General features: G+C 57.4%; 15 protein-coding genes and 1 tRNA gene. 7 read left to right on the forward strand and 9 right to left on the reverse strand.

Annotated features, from left to right (window positions below; genetic code table 11):
* Positions 1-19: 19 nt before the first annotated feature.
* Together serA and AC0V6N_RS09410 are read right to left on the reverse strand one after the other, a co-directional pair.
* Positions 20-1,603, reverse strand: coding sequence for a phosphoglycerate dehydrogenase (serA, locus tag AC0V6N_RS09405; RefSeq protein ID WP_486171300.1), 1,584 nt, complete (start codon positions 1,601-1,603; stop codon positions 20-22).
* A 96-nt stretch (positions 1,604-1,699) separates the two neighbouring features.
* The gene (locus AC0V6N_RS09410; RefSeq protein WP_486171301.1) at positions 1,700-2,878 is read right to left on the reverse strand and encodes a phosphoserine transaminase; all 1,179 of its coding nucleotides are present in this window, start codon (positions 2,876-2,878) and stop codon (positions 1,700-1,702) included.
* 149 nt (positions 2,879-3,027) lie between these two features.
* Here AC0V6N_RS09410 and AC0V6N_RS09415 point away from each other — a divergent pair, with 149 nt between their 5' ends.
* A complete protein-coding gene (locus AC0V6N_RS09415; RefSeq protein ID WP_486171302.1) occupies positions 3,028-4,230 on the forward strand; it encodes a glycosyltransferase family 4 protein in 1,203 nt (400 codons plus the stop codon).
* 7 nt (positions 4,231-4,237) lie between these two features.
* Here the strand turns inward: AC0V6N_RS09415 and AC0V6N_RS09420 are convergent, their stop codons facing one another.
* The gene (locus AC0V6N_RS09420) at positions 4,238-4,675 is read right to left on the reverse strand and encodes a hypothetical protein (RefSeq protein ID WP_486171303.1); all 438 of its coding nucleotides are present in this window, start codon (positions 4,673-4,675) and stop codon (positions 4,238-4,240) included.
* 198 nt (positions 4,676-4,873) lie between these two features.
* Positions 4,874-5,506 (reverse strand): PadR family transcriptional regulator, encoded by a 633-nt coding sequence (locus AC0V6N_RS09425; protein WP_486171304.1) that lies wholly within the window; start codon positions 5,504-5,506, stop codon positions 4,874-4,876.
* A gap of 127 nt (positions 5,507-5,633) precedes the next feature.
* Between AC0V6N_RS09425 and AC0V6N_RS09430 the strand changes: the two genes are divergently transcribed.
* Both AC0V6N_RS09430 and AC0V6N_RS09435 read left to right on the forward strand, forming a co-directional pair.
* Positions 5,634-6,983 carry a replication-associated recombination protein A gene (locus AC0V6N_RS09430; protein WP_486171305.1) on the forward strand — a complete coding sequence of 450 codons (1,350 nt, stop codon included), beginning with the start codon at positions 5,634-5,636 and terminating at the stop codon, positions 6,981-6,983.
* Positions 6,983-7,885, forward strand: a complete 903-nt coding sequence (locus AC0V6N_RS09435; RefSeq protein WP_486171306.1) for a hypothetical protein — start codon at positions 6,983-6,985, stop codon at positions 7,883-7,885. Before AC0V6N_RS09430 ends, AC0V6N_RS09435 begins: the two co-directional genes overlap by 1 nt.
* 71 nt (positions 7,886-7,956) lie before the next feature.
* On the opposite strand, the gene AC0V6N_RS09440 is transcribed toward AC0V6N_RS09435, so the two are convergent.
* Entirely contained in the window at positions 7,957-8,358 is a 402-nt protein-coding gene (locus AC0V6N_RS09440) for a TM2 domain-containing protein (protein WP_486171307.1), read from the reverse strand.
* Positions 8,359-8,571: 213 nt separating this feature from the next.
* On the opposite strand from AC0V6N_RS09440, the gene AC0V6N_RS09445 reads away from it, so the two are divergent.
* A tRNA-Thr gene (locus tag AC0V6N_RS09445) sits at positions 8,572-8,647 on the forward strand.
* 48 nt (positions 8,648-8,695) lie between these two features.
* Here AC0V6N_RS09445 and AC0V6N_RS09450 read toward each other — a convergent pair.
* The 3 genes from AC0V6N_RS09450 to AC0V6N_RS09460 form a co-directional block, all read right to left on the reverse strand.
* Complete coding sequence (locus AC0V6N_RS09450; RefSeq protein ID WP_486171308.1) at positions 8,696-10,153, reverse strand: SLC5 family protein; 1,458 nt, start codon at positions 10,151-10,153, stop codon at positions 8,696-8,698.
* Between the two features lie 216 nt (positions 10,154-10,369).
* Positions 10,370-13,252 (reverse strand): TonB-dependent receptor, encoded by a 2,883-nt coding sequence (locus tag AC0V6N_RS09455; protein WP_486171309.1) that lies wholly within the window; start codon positions 13,250-13,252, stop codon positions 10,370-10,372.
* Positions 13,253-13,494: 242 nt separating this feature from the next.
* Positions 13,495-14,331, reverse strand: coding sequence for a helix-turn-helix domain-containing protein (locus tag AC0V6N_RS09460; protein WP_486171310.1), 837 nt, complete (start codon positions 14,329-14,331; stop codon positions 13,495-13,497).
* A gap of 169 nt (positions 14,332-14,500) precedes the next feature.
* Between AC0V6N_RS09460 and AC0V6N_RS09465 the strand changes: the two genes are divergently transcribed.
* From AC0V6N_RS09465 to galK, 3 genes are read left to right on the forward strand one after another with little or no spacing between them, the layout of a single operon-like run.
* The gene (locus AC0V6N_RS09465) at positions 14,501-16,783 is read left to right on the forward strand and encodes an alpha-galactosidase (protein WP_486171311.1); all 2,283 of its coding nucleotides are present in this window, start codon (positions 14,501-14,503) and stop codon (positions 16,781-16,783) included.
* Between the two features lie 5 nt (positions 16,784-16,788).
* Positions 16,789-17,868: a galactose-1-phosphate uridylyltransferase gene (locus AC0V6N_RS09470; RefSeq protein WP_486171312.1), complete on the forward strand. Its 1,080-nt coding sequence runs from the start codon at positions 16,789-16,791 to the stop codon at positions 17,866-17,868.
* A 1-nt stretch (position 17,869) separates the two neighbouring features.
* Positions 17,870-18,910 (forward strand): galactokinase, encoded by a 1,041-nt coding sequence (gene galK / locus AC0V6N_RS09475; RefSeq protein ID WP_486171313.1) that lies wholly within the window; start codon positions 17,870-17,872, stop codon positions 18,908-18,910.
* A gap of 82 nt (positions 18,911-18,992) precedes the next feature.
* On the opposite strand, the gene AC0V6N_RS09480 is transcribed toward galK, so the two are convergent.
* Positions 18,993-23,480: a beta strand repeat-containing protein gene (locus AC0V6N_RS09480; RefSeq protein ID WP_486171314.1), complete on the reverse strand. Its 4,488-nt coding sequence runs from the start codon at positions 23,478-23,480 to the stop codon at positions 18,993-18,995.
* Positions 23,481-23,519: the final 39 nt, after the last annotated feature.

Below are 23,519 nucleotides of genomic sequence, written 5' to 3' on the forward strand. Positions count from 1 at the left end.
CGTGAGAGACAAAAGACTCTTAGAAGCTGAGCGCCTTCACCAGCTTCACGCCTTCAACCTGTTCAGCCTGGCCGACCACTTCCGCGCTTGGCGCTTCATCGAGGCTCAGCAGCAGCACCGCTTCCCCGCCAGCATCGCGGCGGCCAAGGTTGAACGTGCCGATATTGATGCCCGCTTCACCCAATAGCGTCCCGATGCGGCCAATAAAGCCTGGCTTATCGTCATTGACGACATAGAGCATGTGACCGTTGAGCTCAGCCTCGATCCCGATGCCGAAAATCTCAACCAGACGCGGCGCTTCATTGCCGAACAGCGTGCCTGCAACCGAGCGCGTGCCCTGATCGGTCTCGACTGAAACGCGGATCAGCGTGTTGAACGCACCTTCGCGGTTTTGGCGGATCTCTGCGACCTCAAGGCCGCGTTCTTTCGCCAGATACGGCGCGTTGACCATGTTCACCGTGTCGGAATAGCGACGCATAAAGCCCGCCAGAACAGCGCCAGTTATCGGCTTGCCATTGAGCTCAGCAGCGGCACCTTCGCGTTCAATGCTGATTTTGGTGAGGTTGCCGTGTGCGAGCTGGCCTACAAGCGAACCGAGCTTCTCAGCCAGCGCCATATAGGGCTTCAACTTGGGCGCTTCTTCCGCGCTCAGCGAAGGCATATTGAGCGCATTGGTGACGCCGCCATTCACGAGGTAATCCGCCATTTGCTCTGCCACTTGGAGAGCAACATTGACTTGCGCTTCCGTGGTCGACGCTCCCAAGTGCGGCGTACAGATAAAGTTAGGCGCGCCGAACAACGGGTTATCTTTGGCAGGCTCTTCCGCGAACACATCGAGCGCCGCGCCAGCCACTTGGCCGCTTTCAAGGCAATCCTTCAAAGCCGCTTCGTCGATCAAACCGCCGCGCGCGCAATTGACGATACGGATGCCGGGCTTGGCGTTCTCCAGCCGCTCGCGTGAGAGGATGTTGCGGGTCTCGTCGGTCAGCGGGGTGTGGAGCGAGACAAAGTCAGCGCGGCTAAGCAGCGTGTCGAGGTCAACCTTCTCAACGCCCATCTCAACGGCGCGATCTTCGGTCAGGAAAGGATCGTAAGCGATGACCTTCATCTTCAGACCCTGAGCGCGGCTGGCAAAGATAGAGCCGATATTGCCCGCGCCGATCAGACCGACGGTCTTGCCGGTGACTTCAACGCCCATGAAGTCCTTTTTGGGCCATTCGCCGCTTTGTGTGCGCTTGTCTGCCGCAGGAATCATCCGGGCGACCGCCATGATCATCGCGATGGCGTGTTCTGCGGTGGTGATTGAGTTGCCGAACGGCGTGTTCATTACAACAACGCCTTTGCCGCTTGCATATGGGATATCGACATTGTCGACACCGATGCCAGCGCGGCCAATGACTTTCAGATTGGTGGCTGCATCTAGGATCGCGGGAGTGACTTTGGTTGAGCTGCGGATCGCAAGGCCGTGATAATCACCGATGCGCGCGGCGAGCTCTTCGGGGCTTTCGCCGGTGATCACATCAACATCGCAGCCGCGCTCTTCGAAAATGCGCGCTGCATTGGGGTCCATCTTATCGGAGATAAGTACGCGTGGTTTGCTCATGTCTATATCCTCTGACAGGCACGGAATTTCACCGGCCCAGAAGTTTCATATTGGGGAGAAGCGGCGGCTCCACGCTAAGGGAGCCGCCGTTAGAATTCAGCCGTTCTTGACGGTCTCGTATGCCCACTCGATCCATGGCAGCAGACGCTCAAGGTCTTCTGCTTCGAGCGTGCCGCCGCACCAAATGCGCAAAGACGGCGGGGCATCGCGATAACCGTTGAAGTCATAACCGACATTGCGCTCTTCGAGCAGCTTGACGATCTTCTTCGGAACAGCGGCCTGATCTTCGGCAGAGAGGCTGTCATACCACTCACCCTGGAAAACGAAGCACACGCCGGTATTGGTCCGCTTAGCCGGATCATCGACCATGTTACGCAGCCAAGGCTTTGCCTCGACCCAATTCTTTACGATATCCGCATTGCGGTTTGCGCGGTCGAACATGGCCTGACGCCCGCCGATGGACTTCGCCCATTCGAGCGCGGCGATGTAATCTTCGGTTGCCAGCAGCGAAGGCGTGTTGATTGTCGCGCCTTCAAAGATGCCTTTATTGATCTTGTCGCCCTTCTTAATGCGGAAGAGCTTGGGCAGCGGCCATTCTGGATCGTAGCTTTCGATCCGCTCCACGGCTTTGGGCGAGAGGATCAGCATGCCGTGTTGAGCTTCTGAGCCCATCACTTTTTGCCAGCTAAACGTGGTCGCATCGAGCTTCGCCCAGTCCATTTCCATCGCGAAAATGGCGCTGGTTGCATCGTTGATTGTGATCCCTTCGCGGCCCTCTTCGAGCCAGTCGGTGTTCGGGATCATCGCGCCTGATGTCGTCCCATTCCAGGTGAAGACCACGTCATTGCGCTGAGGGATCGTGGTCAGATCAGGGATCTCACCATAATCGGCTGAAAGCGTTTGCAGGTTGGGAAGCTTCAATTGCTTCACTGCATCCTGGATCCACACATTGCCAAAGCTTTCCCACGCCGCGACCGTTGCCGGGCGCGCAGGATCAAGCATGGTCCACATGGCCGCTTCGAGAGCGCCGGTGTCCGATGCTGGCATGATGCCAACGAGATAATCGTCTGGCACACCGAGCAGCTCACGCGTCAGGTCAATCGCATATTTCAGGCGGCCTTTGGCCAGCGCAGAGCGGTGCGAGCGCCCGAGCGAGTCGGTTTTCAATTTGTCGAGGGACCATCCGGGGAACTTAACAGTCGGGCCGGATGAAAATTGGGGACGCTCAGGTTTGAGCGGCGGCTCGTGCAAGAGCCCACGTGCGTAGTCAGTCATGTATTCTCTCCTTACAGAGAGCTCGCGCGGCGTTGGGACCGCGTGGCCCGGAGCCGCGTTTAGTGAGTGTGTGTGACCTGTCAATGAATGAGGAGGAATTCTTATCCCAACTCTCGCATTCCGCACCGCGCTCGCCTAAAGCAGCCCCAATGAATACGTCCGATCTTCGCATTGCGCTGTTTAGTGGCAATTACAATTACACCCGCGACGGGGCAAATCAGGCGCTCAATCGTCTGGCAGGATCGCTGCTGGGCAATGGTGCGGCGCTGCGCGTCTATTCGCCGACTACGGACAAACCCGATTTTGAACCGACCGGCGATCTGGTCGATATTCCCAATATGCCGATGCCGGTGAAAGGGCGCGGTGAATATCGTTTACCCTTGCGGCTGGGCAGCGCGGTTAAGCGCGACCTGGACCGGTTTAAGCCCAACATTGTACATTTGTCCTCGCCCGATCCAGCGGGACACGCGGCGCTTCGCTGGGCGCAGGATCATGACATTCCCGTCCTCGCCAGCGTTCACACGCGGTTTGAAACCTATCCGCGCTATTACAATCTGGCTTTCCTTGAGCCATTGATGATCCGCCTGCTGCGGCGCTTCTACAATCGCTGCGACGCGCTGGTCGCCCCTTCGCAAAGCATGATTGATGAGCTGCTGGCGATGCAGATGCATGACGATATCGGCCTGTGGTCCCGCGGAGTGGATCGCACGGTCTTTTCGTCGGAACGCCGTGACATGGCGTGGCGCCGGTCTCTGGGTCTTGCCGATGATGATGTCGCGATAGTCTTCCTTGGTCGGTTGGTCATGGAAAAGGGTCTGGACGTTTTTGCCGAAACCATCGTCCAATTGCGAAAGCGGCAAGTGCCACACAAAGTGCTGGTAATCGGCGATGGCCCGGCGCGCACTTGGTTCGAAGAGGCATTGCCCGGCGGTATCTTTGCAGGCTTTAAAACCGGGCCAGAGCTTGGCCAGGCGCTTTCGAGCGGGGACATCTTCCTCAACCCGAGCGTGACCGAAACCTTTGGCAATGTGACCTTGGAAGCCATGGCAAGCGGACTGCCGGTGGTCGCCGCAGGCGCGACGGGCGCATCGAGCCTAGTCAATGACGGTGTGACGGGCAGGCTGCTCCCGCTGATCGGGAAAAAGGGTGCAGAATGCCCCTGCCCCGAGGAACTATCAGAAGCCATCGCGCCTTACTGCACCGATCCCGCTTTACGCATGGCGCATGGCCGCGCGGGTGAAGAGCGTAGCCGCGAATATAGCTGGGAAGCGATCAATCAAGTCGTCGCCGACACCTATATCCGCCTGATCGAAGACCGCCGCGCATTGCAAAAAGCAGAGGCGGCGGCCTGACGCTATCTTATTTTAAAATGCCGTTCTCACGCATTCGCCGCGCATAAAGGAACAGCGCAATAGTGATGATCCAGATTGCGGCTGCAAACCCCATGTGGCCCGCTGTTTTCAGCTCTTCGGGAAGATCCGAAAGACCCCATTGATAGATGGTGGTTCCGATGAGCCCGATGATTGAAATGCCAAACAAAAGCACCGCAAAACGGCTTCGGAAAAGCAGTGCGAGCGATCCTAAGAAACAGCCCCATACGCCAAGCGCCCAAACCGCTGTCGCCCATGCAGGGAAGCTGGAATAATAGCCAATCTGATCCGCTGGCATGCCCATGCTTTCAAGCTGGCCCATATGCGTCATGGTGTAGCTGATTGCGCCGCCGGAATTCCACAGCAGGCTGACAAGTCCCACGACCCACAAATGCCAAGGCGTCTTGGCCTCTCCCACAATGTTCATTTCTGATCCCTCCCAAGGACGATGCGACCCGTCCACGGAAGGAAGATTGTCAGAAAGGAGCGGTTTTCACAAGTTTGTGTTGTTGGCCGGGCCACCCGCTCCCTCCACCCTTCCCCCCGGATTGTATCCCGGTAGGCTCCGGGTGGAAGGGTGGAGGGAGCGGGTGGCTTGGCAAGCGAGCGTTAGCGAGCCGAAGAGTTAAAGCCGCTCGATCCGCTTGGCGACCTCATCGATGATATCGACGATCTCGTTCATTACGTCTTGGTCCAGCTTGCCGGCCCGCGCTCGGTTTTTGAGCACATTGGCAAGATTGCCCATCGCGCGGAAAAGATCGGGGGAACGCACCTTCTCAGCCCGCTCGCCATGCTTGCCCAGCCGCGCCATCAGCGCTTCGACTTCATCTTTGCGCTCTTCGAGCTCGGCAGTGCCTTCATCGGTCGATTTGAAGGGCTTCTTGGCGTCTTTGGACTTCGCCTCGGTGATCTTGCCTTCATCGGCGAGCATTTGCAGCGTGGGGTACACCGCGCCAGGGCTTGGCGCGTAAGAGCCGCCGGTCATGTCTTCGATCGCCTTGATAAGCTCGTAACCGTGGCGTTCTTCCTCGGCGATCAGCGCAAGCAGGGCGAGGCGCAATTCACCCGTGCCAAACATGCGACCACGGCGTTTGCGACGCCCACGTGGCCCGCCGTCACCGGAACCATCATCGTCCCAGCCCCAATTGCTACCCCATTTGGAATCCCAGCGGCCACCAGCGGCCATCATAGCGATCATCGGGCCAAGCGCTTCCCAACCAGCATTCTTGCCATATTTGCGATATCTGTATCGGGTCATGTCATGTCTCTCCAAATTCTTCATATGCATCTTTGATCGGTCGAAGATATATCTTAGTTATAGCAATGCAAGAGTGGGCCAAAGAAGAAATGGCAATTTCCGACGAATGGCTTACCTGCCAAGATGAATGGCTGACTTGTTTGGAGAGGAAGCGGCACCGCCCGCAGCGATTGAGGCACCGCGAGAGGACGCGCCCCTCGCCGATCGCCTGCGCCCGCGCGCGCTGAGCGACGTTATCGGGCAAGAGCACCTCACCGGACCAGAGGGCGCAATTGGCCGGATGGTGAGCGCGGGTAAGCTTGCCAGCATGATCCTGTGGGGACCGCCCGGCACCGGCAAAACCAGCATCGCGCGCCTGCTCGCCGATGCGGTGGGCATTCGCTTCGTTTCGATCAGCGCGGTGTTTTCGGGGGTCGCGGACCTCAAAAAAGCCTTTGCAGAAGCCGACAAGATGGCGAGCGCTGGCAAGAAGACACTGCTATTCGTGGACGAAATCCACCGTTTCAACCGCGCGCAACAGGATGGATTTCTGCCTTTTGTCGAACGCGGCACGGTGACATTAGTGGGCGCCACGACGGAAAATCCCAGCTTTGCTCTCAACGCCGCTTTGCTCAGCCGGGCGCAGGTGTTGATCCTTGAACGGCTGAGTCATGAAGCACTGGAGGCGCTGCTCACCCGTGCCGAAGCGCTCGAAGGTCCCCTGCCCCTCACCCCAGATGCCCGCGCCGCTTTGGTCGCGAGCGCCGATGGCGATGGCCGGTTCCTGCTGGGACAGGCCGAAACCTTATACAATGCGAAACTACCCGAACCGCTCGATCCGGCTGGATTGGGCGCGTTCTTACAACGCCGCGTTGCTGTCTATGACAAGGATCGCGATGGGCACTACAATCTCATCAGTGCGCTTCACAAAAGCCTTCGTGGATCTGACCCTCAGGCTTCGCTCTATTACATGGCACGGATGCTGACGGCGGGCGAAGAGCCGCTCTATGTGCTACGCCGCCTGGTGAGATTTGCGAGTGAGGATATAGGCCTCGCAGACCCACAAGCGCTTACCCAATGCCTCGCCGCCAAAGACGCCTACCAATTCCTTGGCAGTCCCGAAGGTGAACTCGCGATTGTGCAAGCCTGCCTCTATTGTGCCACAGCGCCAAAATCGAACGCCGCCTACGCAGCGCAAAAGGCATCGTTCAAAGCCGCACGCGAAACCGGATCGCTCATGCCGCCCGCCAATATCCTCAACGCGCCCACTCAGTTGATGAAGGATATCGGATACGGCGAAGGCTATGCCTATGATCACAATTCTGACGAAGGCTTTTCAGGCGATAACTATTGGCCCGAAGAGATGGATCCGCAGACCTTTTACGAGCCGGTCGAGCGCGGCTTTGAACGCAAAGTGCGCGAGCGGATTGCCTATTGGGACAAATTGCGTAGCGAGCGAGGTTCGTCCTCAAGCAGCGAAGCGGTAGGACACAAATAGTGCGCGAATGGGATCACTTCCTCGCTGTCGATTGGTCGGGCGCAAAGGGTGAGCGGCACAAAGGCATTGCGCTCGCAATCGCTGAAAAGGACGGAGGTCCGCCCGTGCTGGTTGAGCCGCCCACTGGAGGCTGGTCGCGCATTGAGGTAATGGGCCTGCTGCGCGAAGATTTGCCCGCAAACACGCTTGTCGGCGTCGATCTGGGGATCAGCCTGCCTTACAATGATTGCGGCGCGTTCTTCCCCGGATGGGACCGCTCTCCCACCCATGCAAAGAAGCTTTGGGCTTTGATCGATGCGATTTGCGAGAACGACCCGCATCTGGGAGCGCACAGCTTTGTGAACCATCCCGATGCCTCCAAATATTTCCGCCATGCCAAGGCGAATGAAGGCGAGCATTTCCATCTGCCCGAAGCGATCACGAAAGAAGGTCGTTTCCGCGAAGCTGAGATTGCGCAACGCCGCCAGAAATGCCGTCCGGTTAGCAATTTCAACCTAGTGGGCGCAGCGCAGGTCGGCAAAAGCTCGCTGACGGGAATGCGGATGCTGCATCAACTGCGTGGATCTTTGCCAGTGTGGCCGATGGACCCGGTGCCAATCAAGATGATCACCAAAGGCGGATCAATGCTGGTCGAGATTTACACCGGTCTTGCGTCCAAAGAAGCCGCCGCACTCAGCGGATCGCGCACCAAGCTGCTGACCTATGGTGACCTAAACGTGGCGCTCGAAGCGCTCGGTTCCCCGCCAGTGCGTGAATATGGCGAAGTGGATGACCATTCCTCAGATGCGCTGCTAACGGCAGCATGGATGCGTAAAGCGGCGGGTGAAAAGAAACGCTGGGAGCCGCGCTTTTTGACCGCAGAGATCGCGTGGACCGAAGGCTGGACGTTCGGGGCATTTTAGTTTTGCGCACCGCGTCCGCGGTGCGGCCTCCTCGCTCATACGACCTGAACGTCGCATCGCTGCGGGCGGAGCTACCGATATAGGTTCGTACTACGCCGTTTCTTACGGTAGCCGGTCGCTCGAAGATCTTCGAGCATGGCTTCGCGTTTGCGGTCTGCGGCTGTCTCCACCTTGCGCGGCTGAGCAGGCGCTGGTGGAGGATGCGAAGGCCCCGTCAGCTTCGAAATAGTTTCCATATTCTTTTCGTTGACCATGCCAGGGATCAGCACGAGATCGATCAACAACCACGGCACCAAAACAAGCCAGCCAACGACGCTGAGCAGCAAGATTAGCTGGGCAATGCCGGATTTTGTGCGGCCCGAATACATCCGGTGCGCGCCGAATCCGCCGACGAAAATCCATAGCAAATAGGCGATGCCAACCGACTTGCGGTTCGCCTCAAACACCATTTGTTTTTGCAGGTTTTCGTCCATCACCAGCCCCTTCCACCGGTCTCAAGATGTATCTTCGCACGGCGCTTTTCAAGAGACTATTTTGCCGCACATGCTCGCAATCGACAAATCGCCGATTGAAGCCGCTCAATGGCAAATTGGGTCAAAATTCGCATCTTGCGCGATTGCCATCTGGACAAGCGTCGCGGTTTTGGTAATGGGCTGCGCTCTGCTTGTAAAAAGCAGCGGTAATGGGCCGGCTTAGCTCAGTTGGTAGAGCAGTTGATTTGTAATCATCAGGCCGCGCGTTCGAATCGTGCAGCCGGCACCATTTCCCATTTGCTCATGAAAAACGAATGCCGGCGCGCGGGAGTGCGTCCTATTCTGCAGGCTCTGGTGCGGCATCGCCTTCGCCAAAGGCCAGCTGCGCCGATTGGCCGAACACCAGCTTATTCATCAGCAACGAAGTCGCGACCGACAGGATCAATGTCACCGCCATGCCGTGGATGTAGTGCGCAGGCTGCCAATACATGCTCCAGAACGCATAGAAGGCAACGCCGGTCACCACGCCGATCATGGCAGCGGCGGCTTTCACATTGCGGAACGCAAGGCCGACGATAAAAGCGGACAGGATCGGCATTGAGAGCAAGCCATAGAGCTGTTGCACGGTGTTGATCAGGCTTTCCTGACTCGCAAAGAACGGCACCAGAGCAAGCGCAAACAGGCTCATAAAGACCGATACAATCGCACCCAGCCGCCCGACCTTCTTGGCTTTGCCCACATAGGCTTCGTGCATATCGCAAACATACAGCGCCGCCGACGCGTTGAGGATCGAGTTAAAGGTGGTGAGGACAGCCGCGAACAGCGCGGCTGCAAACGCACCAGACAGCCACACCGGCAGCACCTCGGCAACGATTTTACCATAGGCGCCATCCTGCGGGACATCGCCGAACATCTTATAAGAAACGATGCCGGGCACCACCACGATCAGCGGCACAATCAGCAAACGGATACCGGCAGCTGCCAGGACGCCTTTTTGCGCCTCACCAATACTGGGAGAGGCCATTGCGCGCTGAGTGATCGTTTGGTTGGTCGACCAGTAAAAGGTCTGGATGAAGATCATCCCAGTGAGCAGCGTGTGCCAGGGTATGTCAAAATCGTCATCGCCAATCAGCGTCAGGCGCTCTGCAGGGATGCCGCTCAAGTCGAAATTGATCGCCCGAAGAGCGAGGAATACCACCACCAGAGCAAGGCTGAGGATTAGGACGCCCGAATAGGTATCAGACACCGCAACCGCCCTCAGACCGCCAAAAATCGCATAGGCCGCGCCGATAGTGGCCAGGACAATGCTGAACAGCATCAGGTTCTGAAGCCCCTCATCCATGCCCAGCATTGAGAGGAAGAACTTCGACCCGCCATAAAGGATCGCGGGCAGGAAAATGAACAGATTGCCTGCTAGGAACAGCAGCGAAATCAGCGCGCGAATATGCTTGTCGCCGTACTTCTTTTGCAGCAGCTCGGTCGTCGTGGTGCAGTTGTTCTTGTAGTAAACCGGCAGGAAGACGAAAGCCAAGATGAACAGGCCCACTACGGCTGCAAATTCCCACCATGCGACCAGCAACATCTGGTTGCCATTCATGCTGACGAGTTGATCGGTGGACAGGTTCGTTAGCGTGATTGAGCCAGCCACAAAATACCAGGCAAGCCCGCCATTTGCGAGGAAGTAGTCCTTCTCATCGCCACTGCCTGTGCCGCGCTTACCCCTGCAATGCAGATATGTGGCAAAGGCGATCAATGCCGTGATGGTCAGGAAAACCGCGCCCTGGACTGTGCTCATTATGACTAACTCTCCCTCGCCAGTTGCGCCTGTATCGACGCTTTGGCGTTTCGATCACTCTTTCAACTTTGTGCAGCCCCCGCAAGTGCGCACAAAATGAAATGGCGGACATCCCCCCTCAAGGATGCCCGCCGCTCCATTGTGATCAGCCACCTCGCAATTCACGGTCACGAAAGGTGGCTGTCACTTGAGTTCTGTTAAAGCTCAAGAGAGCCTTTAGAACTTTGCGCGAACCCCAGCGGTGTAACGCGCGCCGGTGCGCTCATAGGTGAGCACCCGGTTCGAGAACCGCGAGAAGTCACGCGTGTCTTCGTTCAACACGTTCAGACCTTCAACGAAGACCTGGAAGTTATCGGTCAGTTCGTAGCTGGCTGAGAAGTCGACCTGACCAAAGCTTTCACGCTGGCGTGGTTCGCTCTGCACGTCGCTGCCCTGAACCAGGAAGCCATCACGATAGTTGTACGATACGCGAGCCGATAGACGGTCACCTTCGTAGAACCCAGTCACGTTGACCGTGTGCGGCGTGAAGCCGTTAAAGCCAAGATCACCCGCTGGTGCATTTTCGCGATCCGACGTCACATAGGTGTAGTTGACGATGCCGCCAAAGCCGTTGTCGAACGTCTTCTGGAACGCAATCTCAGCGCCCGAAATGCTACCCGACAGACCGTTACGCTGGCGCGTATCCTGGAAGGTCACATCCATTGGCGTGTCGACGGTCAAGCCGCCATTACCCGCTGGGAAGATCACGACACCGGGCACGCCGATGGTCGATGTTTCAAGAAAGCCGCCCAGCTCTTTATGGAAACCGGCAACGCTGAAGTAACTCAGCGCGTCAAAATACCATTCGAACGAGACATCAAAGTTGTCCGATTCAAACGCTTCGAGCAGCGGGTTACCACCACCTGAAAGCGGCGCATCTGAACGACCACCAAAGGTGTTTGCAACGCCCAGAGCCGTCAGCGTTGGACGGGTCACAGTGCGGGCATAGCTGAGACGCAGAACGATGTCGGTTGCAGGCTCCAGCTTGAAGTTCACCGACGGCAGGAAGTTCACATAATCGTTTGGCACAGAGATGTTGGTCGCTGGGCCAAAGACGGTGACGAGCTGCGTATCGCCCGGTGTCTCACGGAATTCGATGACCGGCTGGTCAATACCGCTTGAAAGCACATCGGTGAAAGCAATGCGGAAGCCAACATTGGCCGACCATGGCAGTTCACCACCAAAATCGCCGCCCCATTCGGTGTTGAAGTAGGCAGAATAGATCTGCTCTTCGACCTGGAAACTGCCGCCCGGATTGAACGAAGGCGTGTAGATGCCCAGCACCGGATCAAGTCCGCCGCTGTTCAGATAGGCGAGCAGTTCAGCGGTGTTGCCGCCTGTCCGAGCCGGATCCTGAAGATTGGCGGCGGAATTGAGCTGCGCAAACGCATCTTCGAAGCTCGCCGTCAGGATCTGCGCTGGAACCGTATCCGCGCCCTCAACGCCGCTCAGGAAGCCATCGAAGGAGAACGGTGACAAGATGCTGTCATCGAAATCCACCGTGTAGCCGCAATAAGCGCAGAAGATTTCTGCCGCTGTGAGCGAGCCAAACCCAGGTGACGCGAAGTTGTCGAATACATTCTGGACCTTCTCACGATCGGTGTAGAGGCCGCCAAAGCTGACCGCATAGAGTGGGCCTGCATCCACTTCCCATTCACCATCAAGGCGAATTTCGAACACTTCATCTTCAACCTGAGTGCGGTTGACATTGACGAAGTGAAGACGCTGGATCGAGGTGTCGACAAAGTCATCGGCCAGAATGTTGGTGATGGTCGAAATGCCTGTGTCGCTGGTCAACTCGATCAGCGGAGATGTCGGAGCAAGCGCGCCCAGCACTACGAATGGGTTGGTGCCATCGCGCGTTGCCCGCGACCAAGAAACGTCAGCCACAAAGGTCAGCGCGTCAGTCGCTTCGAATTCGAAGTTACCGCCAATTGCAGTGGTCTCAGCCTCACGATTGTTAGATGTCAGAACGTTGTCGTTCTGCGAAGCACCAACTGCGCCAGCAATCGCCGGATTGCGAGCCTGGAAGTCGAGGCTTGGACGGTTGAAACCAGTGACCGTGCCGTTGGCGTCGATCTGCGGGTTCAGGAATGGCGGGCTGAAGAAGCCTGAGAATTGCTGGTCAAATGATTCAATATCAAGCCGCGTGTAAAGGCCATCAATCGTCGCGGTAAAGCGGTCAGACGGTGCAAACTGCAGCGCACCGTTCAATGTAATGCGCTCACGATCTTGCTCATCGCGACTGAAAATCACCTGCTGCTGCACGCGCGCGCCGGCTGGCAACGGCTCAATATCGGCAGCCGTCAAGCCAGTGGAGCTTTCTGGCGCGAAGATCGCATCATCGCCTTCGCGCAAGGCATAGCCACCTGTCAGGTTGCGGTCGAAGACAGAATTACGGCGTTGATACGAACCACCCAGCAAGACACCGAACGTGTCAGTCGCATAAGAGAATACGCCTGAAATATCCGCGCCGAAATCTTCGGAGAGGTTTTCATAAATCGCGGCGGTTGAAAGCGAAACATTGAGGCCCTGACGATCGAGCGGCTTGGCCGTCTCAATATTCACCAGCGCGCCGATACCGCCAGACTGCAGGCCAGCGACGCCGGTCTTGTAGACCTCGGCGGTGGAAATAATATCTGCCGCGAGCACGTCGAATGAGAACTCACGTCCAGGATTGTCGGTTGCAAGTGTACGGCCGTTCAGCAGGACGGCGTTAAATTCTGGTCCAAGGCCACGAACCGTGATCGACTGGCCTTCACCGCCCGAACGGTCAATCGCAACGCCCGTGATACGCTGGAGCGATTCCGCAACGTTTTGGTCGGGGAACTTGCCGACATCTTCTGCTGAAACAGCATCAACAACGCCGGCACCGTCGCGCTTTAGATTGATGGAATTTTCGAGGCTACGACGAAATCCGGTGACGACAATCGTATTGCCCTCATCTTGCTCGACTTGAGTGTCGGTATCGCCTTGGTCCTGCGCGTGTGCAGGTGCGGAAACGGCAATTGCTGCGAATGCAGCGGTCTGGGCCAGAACGGCCCGCTTTGAAAACAACATGGCTCTCTCCCTTGTCCATGCCCCTGATTATTCTCCGCCAGTTTGCGGGTGGGGCATGAGATTGAGACCCCTCGAGGGATCGCGTGACAAAAACTGACGGATCGCCGATTGAATTCCATAGACGGATTGGACCAGCATGAAGATTTTGGGATTCCAAATGAGATTGCCGGTGGAGAAACACCAAAGTGTCATAAATTTGCAACGCACGATGAACGTCAATCCGGGTTAGCTAATCCCAAATTCTAAAATTCGCGCACCGTTCGCGCTGTATTACCCGCAATACGAGAGCGGTATTCCGATGGCGACCACCCGACGGTTTTGCTGAATTGGCGGCTAAAGTGATATTCGTCGCAATAGCCAAGCTCATCAGAGATATCGCGCAGCATCACCTTTGGATCGGTGAGCATCTCGCAAGCGCGCTCCATCAACAGACTGGTGCGATATCGCCCCGGTGAGCGTCCTGAAAGCTTGCGAAAACGCTTGCGAAACGCCTCGTATGAATGCCCCATCTGGCTGGCTGCGGCACGCACATCCATGGTCGCTGCCACCGCTTCCTTTGCGCTGGCAAGCCAGGCGATATCATCGACCATATCGTCTTCGCCCGCCTTCACGATATCAGCCAGCAGAGCCTGCAAGCCCACAGTCTCGCTGATCAACTCGCTTTCGCTTCGCGCGCTCGCGCCGCCGATAAGGCGCAAAATGCGATCGCGCCAAAAGTCCATCGGCCGCAGGGGGATGACCGGATTTTCGCGGTCCAAACACCCAGAATCTTGCCACAGATCAAACACGGGTCCTTCGAAGACGAGATAAAACTCATCCCAAGTGTCCCCGCGCGCAGGCCCGTACCAATGCTCTAATCCGGGATAGATCAGAATGGCGTCCCCCGCCTGCACGGGCAGCTCAATTCCGCGCTCATCGCGATAACTGCCATGCCCGCGCGTAACGTAGACAAGAGTGTAATGCGGCAGCGTACGCTTCGCTGTCAAAACCCCCACGCCATCGGTTAGAAAGCAGGCGATTTTGATCCCGCCAATGGCGCACAGATGCATATTCTGCTTATAGACTTTTTCTTCCCACATTGGGGCAACCTAACACCAGAACAACGTTCGGATACCAAAAACTTCATGCGGCTCCAAAATCCCTCTTCACACGGCGCTCAAAATGTCGAGATTGTCAAAGCTTGGGCAGCACGCGGCGACACGATCGTGGCTGCTGGGAGAGGTTTAACTAAAGGGATGGACGGTTTGGATGGCAGATAACGCCGATCTAAGCGCGCATAACGCACAATTTGAACCGGGTGAGAATTCGCACGGCGAAAGCGATGCTGCACAAACGCCAGCAATTCACGAACATCGCCCCGTCCCGATCAAGGACCCGGTCGAAAACAATGCACGCGACACGCAATTTTGCGAGTTGCGCGCGGGTGGCACCTATGTCGCGCTGGAAGCGACCAAGGGAATGCGCCCGATCTTGCTCTATGCTGGGCCTGATCTGCCGGGCGTCAGCGCGAGCGAGCTTGCCCTGCTCGCAACTCGCCAACATGCGCCGGGCAGCGCATCTGTTCCTTTGCGTGGATCGCTGCTCAATGAGATTGGCACCGGCATTTCCGGCCCGTCAGGTCTGGTCGGACACCGGCTTGGGCATGATTGGGCGATTGATCTGCGTATCAGCGCGGTTGAGGCATGCGGTGACAACGCGCTGGCGATCCATTGCAAAGACACCAATACCGGCATTGCGACCATCCACTATTTCGCAATTGATCCAGCCACGGGGATGTTGGTCGCGCGGACCGAGATTGAGAATTTGGGCGAGGATGAATTTGAACTCGATTGGTGCACGGCGCTGTGCCTGCCGGTCGATCCACGCCTCTCCCGTTTCTTGAGCTTCACAGGCCGTTGGTCAGGTGAGTTCGACATCGAAGAAGTGCCCGCCTTTCAGGGCAGCATCGTGCGTGAGAACAAGGCTGGTCGAACGAGCCACGATGTCTTCCCCGGCGGTATCCTTGCCAGCGCGGATGCGACCGAGCATTCGGGACTAGCAGCCGCTTTCCACCTCGCATGGAGCGGCAATCACCGCCTGCGGATCGACCGCCACAGCGACGGGCGCGGCTTTGTCCAAATGGGCGAGATGAGCTTTCCGGGTGAAATTCGCCTCGCAAAAGGCGCGCGCTATTCAACGCCTGAATTCCTCGCCGTTTGGTCTGAGGAAGGCTTCAACGGAGCCTCGCACGCCTTCCACGATTACCTTCGCGGCAGCGTGATGGACGCGCGCAGCCTCTCCAAACCGCGACCCGTGCATTACAACACATGGGAAGCGGTCTATTTCGATCACAATGAAGACACGCTGATCGAACTCGCTGAAGCCGCCGCTGGCGTGGGCGCAGAGCGATATGTGCTTGATGATGGCTGGTTCGGGTCGCGACGTCATGACGCCGCTGGCCTTGGCGATTGGTGGGTATCAGAGGAAGTATTCCCCGATGGCCTGCATAGGCTGGTAAACCGCGTCAAAGAGCTCGGCATGGAGTTCGGCCTGTGGTTTGAACCTGAAATGGTCAATCCCGACAGCGATCTATATCGCGAGCACCCCGATTGGGTGTTGGGTGCAGAGGGCGTCGAAATCGTGCCGTTCCGTGGCCAATTGACGCTCGACCTGACCAAGGAAGAGGTGTTCGACTACCTCTTCACCAAGATCAGCGCGCTCGTAAGCGAATATGGCATTGCCTACATCAAATGGGACATGAACCGCGACACTAACCACCCGTCATCCAACGGGCGCGGCGCGATGCATTTCCAAACGCAGGCGGTTTACCGATTGCTCGAAAAACTGCGCAGCGAACATCCTGAGCTTGAGATTGAAAGCTGCTCATCTGGCGGAGCGCGCGCCGATTTTGGCATCTTGCGCCAGACTGATCGCATCTGGACCTCTGACAATAATGATGCGCGCCAGCGTCAGGCGATCCAGCGCGGAGCGACCTATTTCTTCCCCTTGCGCGTGCTTGGCAGCCATGTCGGGCCAAAGACGTGCCACATCACCGGTCGGCGTTTCCCCATGCAGTTCCGTGTGGCCAGCGCCGTGTTCGGGCATATGGGCATGGAGCTTGATCTGCGCGAGGAGAATGCGGACGATCTCAAAGTGCTGCGCGAAGGCATTGCGCTTTATAAACAGCACCGCGACCTCATCCATTCCGGGCAGTTTTGGCGGCTAGAATCAGCACCCGGGACCAACTTTGTCGGCTGCGTCGCGCAGGATGGGAAAGAAGCTTTGTTCTCATACGCCAAGCTTGAAACGGAGCTTGCCACCCTGCCCCAGCGGATCTTCTTTAAAGGGTTGGATGCCACTGCAACCTACCGCGTGCGCATGGTCTGGCCGCAGCACAATCCGTCCATCTCAACGCCGTCTGTAATTGATGCAGCTGACCTGCAGGGCGAAGGCGCGCTGGTAACGGGAGCAGCATTGATGGGGCATGGGATACAGCCGCCGCTGACCTTCCCAGACACAGGGCTGTTCTACCACTTGCAAGCGAGCGACTAGGCGCGATGGAAACGTCCACTTCGCTTGCGCGCTCGATCAGCGGGCGACCAACCTATCGCCGTGATTTTACGAAGGCCGATGGGCGTATGCTGCGGCTCTACGGACGCGCGGAACACACAGAGGCCCCGTTGCCGCAAGCAGCGGATGAGATCGCTCAAGGCGGAGAATTGCGCTATCACCCATTGCGCGGGGAATGGAACGTCTATGCCGCGCACCGGCAAAACCGAACCTTCAAACCATCGGCCGCAGATGACCCGCTTGCCCCGACCAAACCGGGTGGTCCCGAGACCGAGATACCCTTCAGCGATTTTGAACTTGCGGTCTTTGAGAACAAGTTTGCCGCCTTCCACCCCTCTGCTGCGAATGCGGCTGAGCTTGCAGGGATAAAGAGCGAGCCTGCGCAAGGGGCCTGCGACGTTGTTGTCTATGATCCTGCGGGCGAAGGCAGTCTTGCCAGCATCGGCCAAGACCGGCGCGAAGTGCTGCTTGCGGCGTTGATCGACCGCTATGATGCACTGTTCCAGCAAGGCTGCGAATATGTCCTGCCGTTTGAGAACCGCGGCGATGAAGTGGGCGTCACTCTGCACCACCCGCACGGCCAGATTTACGGCTTTGAACGCGCGCCACTGGCGCAGAAGCGCGCGGCAGATGCGTTTGCGCAAGGGTATGATCTAGCGAGCGAGATTACTGCAGCCCTGCCCGATTATGGCGTGGCGCAAGGCGGCGATGTCGCAAGCTTCGTGCCCCGCTTTGCGCGTTTCCCCTATGAGGTGTGGATCGCCCCGCGCGTTCGGCGCGAAGGGCCATGGGACTGCACCGACGGTGAATTGCAGGCTTTGGCAGAGCAATTGGGCGAGGTAACGCGCCGCTATGACGCGCTGTTCCAGCAGCCCGCTGCAACCATGATGGCGTTTCATGCCGCTCCCTCTGGCGGCTCCGACAATTACCATTTCACCGTGCAGTTCTACCCCCTGCTTCGCGCGCCAGGCCGAGTGAAGTATCTCGCCTCAGTTGAGCAGCATACGGGCGTTTTCACCGTCGATGTTATGCCTGAAACCGCCGCAAAGATGCTGCGCGAGGTTTAGGATGAGCGTTACAGGCAAAGCGCGTGGAATGGCTCCAGGCCGGGTCAATCTGATCGGCGAACATATCGATTACAATGGCGGCATGGTCCTGCCTGCGGCCCTTTCCATTGGGCTGGAAGTCGACCTGACACCACGCCAAGATGACCGCGTTCGGATTTCCGCCAATGGCTATGATGAGCGCGCGGATCGGCAGATGGATGAATGTGCCTCTGGTCACTGGTCCGACCCTGCCATGGGCGCATTGGCACAGGCGCGAGAGCTTGGTCTGATGGATGGCGGCGCTGATCTGACAATCCGCTCCTCCATTCCCGAAGGTTCTGGCCTTTCTTCATCCGCTGCGCTGATTGTGGCAATCCTGAAAGCTGCACGCGCGATTGCTGGCGGCGCGCACACCGACACGCAACTTGCGGTCGAGGCCCGCGCGGTTGAGAACGACTATATGGGCGTGCCCTGCGGGATCATGGACCAGATGGCGGTTGCGCTCGCAACGCCCGGCTCTGCAATGGCGCTCGACACTGCCGCGCTGACATTTGAGCTGGTGGACCTGCCAAGCACGCATGCCATCGTCGTCGTGCATTCCGGCCTTACGCGCAAACTGACCGATGGCCGCTATGGTGCGCGCAAGGTCGAATGCGACGCGGCCAAAGCTCATTTCGGCACGGATGATCTGTGCCATCTCAGCTTAGATGCCATTGCCGGGGCTGATCTGGATGAGGCGGTCCGCAAACGCGCCCGTCACTGCGTGACCGAACACGCCCGCGTTCTGGACGCAATCAATGCGCTCCAGTCCAACGATATCCCCGCTCTCGCCGATGCCATGAATGCGAGCCACACCTCTATGCGCGATGATTTTGAAATGTCGTTGCCTGCGATTGACGCGCTTGTCGCTGATGCGGTGTCGCTTGGCGCGGACGGCGCGCGGCTAACAGGTGGCGGATTTGGCGGATGCATCGTCGCGCTGGTTGCTAAGGACAAGCAGAATGTCTGGCTCGACACCCTTCTGAGCCAACATCCCGAGGCGCGCTTTATCGCCGTCGCTTGAAATTCTCGCGAACACACAAAAGGGGCCGGCCACAGCAATGTGACAGGCCCCTTTTTGTGTAAGCTTTCGCTCTAAGGCAGGATCAGAAGGTGATCCGGCCCGTGATGCGTGCCGAGTGAGCGTCATAGCCCTCTGCAAAGTCGCCAAGATAGCCAACTTCGATTGAGAAGTTGTCCGACACTGCAACGTTTGCGCCAGCTGCCAGCTCAAAGCGATCCTGCTCGCGGCCAGCAACGGTTAGGCCAAATGTGCCAAGCTCAACTGATGAGACAGTGAAGCTGCGCGCATCGTCGGACAGATCGTGGATCACGGTGCCGCGAATGAAGCCGTCAACGCCTTCAGAAATCTTCGCGCCAAGCTCAATCGCGCCGCGCAGCTCGGTGAAGTCCGCATCATCGCGAACCACTCCGAGAGCAAAGCCGCCTGCTTCGACGGTATCGTCAAAGCTGATTGACGCGCCATTGATGCCAACAGATGGGACGATTGACACGCCTTCATCAGCAAGCAGATCATAACCCACCACGAAATTGTAGGCGAAGCCGTCAAAGTCATAGGCCGAGTTGATCGCGCCCAATGCGCCTGTGCGTGCGCTTTCCACTTCACCGGTCAGATAGGCGACTTCACCGTTGATGAAGCCCTGTTTGGCAAAGTTGAATGCGCCGTAAACGCCCAATTTCAGGCTCTCAATGTCGCTGGTTCCACGAACCGAACGTCCCGCTGCGCCATCTGTGTTTTCGATATCAGCATAGCTGGCGAGAGCACCGATCTTGCCGAAATCACCCGCTGCGAAATCGCCGCCGACGGTGAAGAGCAACTGGTCGCTGCTATAGCCACCAGTGGACAGGTTGATGCCGTCACGGTCTGCACCGCGCACGATGAACTGACCCCAGATGCTTGAACCTTCGCTGTTGAGGTGACGGTTCAGCGCCTGGCTGGCCGCGCTTGACGTTTCAAAGATTTCACGTGCTTCACCTTCGGAAAGGTTGGGCATCGCATCCAGAACAAGCGCTTCGAATGCAGCCGTATCGGGCAAACCGGACAGCAAGTCGAAGTTCGCCTGTGTCAGCGTGCCACCATTGATCGCTGCGGTAACGGCGTTGCCGAACACTTGAGCGTTCGGATCAACCGAGGTCACAAGCTGGTTCACAGCATTTACCTGCACCAGCAGCGAGCCTTCAATCAACACGTAATCGACCAGCAGATCGTCATCGATGATGTTAATGGTCGCGCCATTGTTGGTGTAGCCAGTGCCATCATCAAGGACAGTGATCGTCTGACCGATCAACGCAACATCGAGCGGGGTCTGGATCGTTACGGTGCCGGTATTCTCCAGCGTGATTGATCCGGTTGCGGTCAATGTGTCGACGCCAAGGCCAAGGATGATGTTGCCATCAACAACCACATCGCCGTCCAAAGTGCGGTCGCCACTGATGGTCAGATCGCCATTGGTGCCCAGAGTGTGAGTTTCAAAGCCTGAGAACACATCAGCATCAAGAGTACCGGCAAGAACGGCCGTATCTGCACCCGCGCCGCCAATGACATTGCCACCGATTGATGAAGCAAGGCCCATCATCAGGAATGTGTCATCATCGCCGCCAAGGTCGATATTGCCGACGACAGAGCCGCCCATACCCATAGTGAATTGGTCAGCACCATCGCCCAGCGTCACGGCGTCGCCGCCTGTGCCAGTGATTGTGCCGGTGTTGACGATGATCTGATCGCCCGACAGGCCGTTCACACCAACCAGACCCGAAATCGTGCCTGAGTTGGTGACAGTGCCGCCAGCCATTTCGACACCGTCAAAATCGGCGCTGCTAATGCTGCCTGCATTGGTGAGGGTCGAACCATCGTCAAACAAGCGCACAGCGTCATCGCCGGTTGCTGCGATGGAGCCGGTTGCGGTGTTATCAACGCTACCGCTGCCAATATCGACACCGCGCGCATCCGCTGTGGTGATGCTTCCTGAGTTGGTGACCACTGCGGCATCAGCAATCGTGATACCTTGTGATCCTGCACCCGTGGTTGCGATAGAACCAGCATTGCTGACATCACCGCTGCCAATCACAAGGACGCCGCCTGCATCATCGCCAGACGTTGTGACAGAGCTGCCAGCCGTCAAGTTCACGACTGCACCATCGGCTGTTACGATGGCAGAGGCGCTTGCGCCTTGCGTTGAGATGGTGCCATCATTGTCGAGCGTGCCATTGTCATTGAACGTAACGCCAAAGCTCTGATCGCCAGCAGTGGTGATCATGCCCGTGTTGGTGATGGAAGCACCGTCGCGCGCATCAACGCCGATCCCGGCGAGACCAGCGGTGCTGATTGTGCCTGCATTTATGAGAACGCTGTCGTCAAATAGCGAGACGCCGAAACCGCCATCGCCCTGCGTCGAGATTTCACCGCCAGCCTGGTTGTCGACTGTGACGCGTGAGCCATTGCCGAACACACCGACAGAATCAGAGCCTTGCGTCTCGATTAGGCCCGAGTTTGTGACAGTGCTGTCGTCAGAGACTTCGACACCATCAGCAAAAGCATCGCCCGTAGTAATGATCGAACCGGCGTTGGTGACTGTGTTGTCGTCAAACCCGCGGATGCCGTTGGCGTTGCGGCCGCCAGTCATGATCGTGCCGTCATTCACCACGCTTGAACGTTCAATCATGTTGACGCCATCGGCATTGTCGCCAGCCGTCATCACAGTGCCATCTGTAGTATTAGTGAAGCTTGCATCGCTGCGGATGCCGACTGCGATACCAAACAGACCAGCTGTGTCGATGGTGCCGCTATTGGTCACGGTGCCAGCTTCCTGTGTATCGATGCCGATGCCAAAGTCGCCAGTGGTTTGGATAAGACCGGCATTCGTGACCACCGCATCATCAAGCGCGATAACACCAAAACCAGCGATGCCCGTAGTCACGATTTGACCGGAAGCCGCGTTGGTAAGGTTTAGAGTATTGCCACCTTCAACACCGAATGCTTCGGCGCCAGCGGTTTCAATCGTACCAGCATTCACAACCGTACCATCAAAGGTCAGGATAATGCCTGTGCCGAAATCGCCAGTTGTTGTGATTGTGCCGTTATTGTTAACCGTATTGCCTTCAAAACCACGCACACCATAGGCCGTTTCGCCTTCGGTTTCGATTGTGCCGTCATTGGTCACAGTCGAGTTGGTGATGATGGCCACACCGTAAGCTTCATCACCATCAGTGGAGACAGTGCCCGTTGCAGTGTTGGTGAAAGTTGCATCGCTGCGGATGCCAACGCCGGTGGAGAACGCGCCAGCTGTATCAACTGTACCGCTATTTGTAACATCGCCCGCTTCTTGCGTGTCGATACCGATTGAGAAATCGCCGGTCGTTGTGATGGTGCCTGCGTTCAAGATCACTGCATCATCAAGCGCGATCACGCCAAAGCTGCCAAGGCCGCTTGTGCTGATCGTACCGCCAGCAGCGTTTGTCAGATCAAGCCCATCGCCGAGCGCAAGCACGCCTGTCGCTTCATCGCCTGCAGTGTTGATTGTACCGCTATTGGTGATGGTCGCATCAGCGCGTGTCTCAACACCGTTTGCGAAGTCACCCACGGTGTCAATCGTGCCGCTATTGGTCAGCGTGAAGCCATTAAAAGCATTGATACCGTTGGCATTTTCACCATCAGTTTGGATCAGACCATCGTTGATGACGGTGGAATTGTTGATCACATTAACGCCGTTGGCATTAACGCCTTCGGTAAGAACAATGCCCGTCGCAGTGTTCGTGAACGTGCTGTCGCTGCGGATCCCTACGCCAACTGAGCTCTCGCCCGAGGTAACGATATTGCCAGTGTTAGTGACGTCCGCGCGCTCTTGAGTGTCGATACCAACCGCAAAATCGCCAAAGGTTTGAATCAGACCGTCATTGAGGACTGTTGAATCGTTCAGAACCGCGATGCCGAAACTGCCATCACCGCTCGTGAAGATCGAACCGGTCATTGTGTTAGTTACGGTTACATTATCGCCGGTTGCGAAAACGCCGAAGCTTTCTGCTCCATCGGTTTGCAGTGTGCCGGTGTTGGTAAAGGCGCTGCCCGCACCCAGTGAAACGGCGTCAGAGAAGTTGTCGCCAGTGGTATAAATCGTGCCATTGTTGGCGATCGTTGCGTTTTCACCGGTCTCTACGCCGATAGAGAATTGACCATCCGTCTGGATAAAACCATCAATCGTCACGTCAGAGGCGTCGCCGACCAAAAGAGCGCCTTCGAAGTCGTTGCCGGTCTGGATGGAGCCATCGACGGCCCCTGTCACCGTACCAGTGATAATAACCGGACCTTGGACCACAGAACCTGTCTGGATATCGAGGCCAAGCGGCGCATCGGTCAGGTCAACAAATCCATCTGCATCCGTGCCCGGTGCGCAAGTCACTGTCCCTGCTGCAAGCACACACTCCTGCGCAGCACCCGGAGGTGTTGGTGCGGTTGGTGTCGGCGCAGCGGCCTCTGGCGGAGGAGCAGCGAAAGCTGTCGTGCCCAGCACAGTTGAAAGTGCGAGCACCGAGGCGCCGCCAGCGGTGCGGATTTTGGTCGAAGCAGAGATGGTCATTTGTAGCCTTTCGATTGGCTAGGGGGGTAAAACTCAACA

The organism is Erythrobacter sp. S57(2025), assembly GCF_057365055.1.

Bases quoted from the DNA above. Each gene is read 5' to 3' on its own strand.
- AC0V6N_RS09470 (WP_486171312.1), top strand. From the start codon at position 16,789: ATGGAAACGTCCACTTCGCTTGCGCGCTCGATCAGCGGGCGACCAACC.
- AC0V6N_RS09410 (WP_486171301.1), bottom strand. From the start codon at position 2,878: ATGACTGACTACGCACGTGGGCTCTTGCACGAGCCGCCGCTCAAACCT.
- AC0V6N_RS09420 (WP_486171303.1), bottom strand. From the start codon at position 4,675: ATGAACATTGTGGGAGAGGCCAAGACGCCTTGGCATTTGTGGGTCGTG.
- AC0V6N_RS09415 (WP_486171302.1), top strand. From the start codon at position 3,028: ATGAATACGTCCGATCTTCGCATTGCGCTGTTTAGTGGCAATTACAAT.
- AC0V6N_RS09465 (WP_486171311.1), top strand. From the start codon at position 14,501: ATGGCAGATAACGCCGATCTAAGCGCGCATAACGCACAATTTGAACCG.
- AC0V6N_RS09480 (WP_486171314.1), bottom strand. From the start codon at position 23,480: ATGACCATCTCTGCTTCGACCAAAATCCGCACCGCTGGCGGCGCCTCG.
- AC0V6N_RS09430 (WP_486171305.1), top strand. From the start codon at position 5,634: ATGGCTGACTTGTTTGGAGAGGAAGCGGCACCGCCCGCAGCGATTGAG.
- AC0V6N_RS09425 (WP_486171304.1), bottom strand. From the start codon at position 5,506: ATGACCCGATACAGATATCGCAAATATGGCAAGAATGCTGGTTGGGAA.
- AC0V6N_RS09440 (WP_486171307.1), bottom strand. From the start codon at position 8,358: ATGGACGAAAACCTGCAAAAACAAATGGTGTTTGAGGCGAACCGCAAG.
- galK (WP_486171313.1), top strand. From the start codon at position 17,870: ATGAGCGTTACAGGCAAAGCGCGTGGAATGGCTCCAGGCCGGGTCAAT.
- AC0V6N_RS09455 (WP_486171309.1), bottom strand. From the start codon at position 13,252: ATGTTGTTTTCAAAGCGGGCCGTTCTGGCCCAGACCGCTGCATTCGCA.
- serA (WP_486171300.1), bottom strand. From the start codon at position 1,603: ATGAGCAAACCACGCGTACTTATCTCCGATAAGATGGACCCCAATGCA.
- AC0V6N_RS09460 (WP_486171310.1), bottom strand. From the start codon at position 14,331: ATGTGGGAAGAAAAAGTCTATAAGCAGAATATGCATCTGTGCGCCATT.
- AC0V6N_RS09450 (WP_486171308.1), bottom strand. From the start codon at position 10,153: ATGAGCACAGTCCAGGGCGCGGTTTTCCTGACCATCACGGCATTGATC.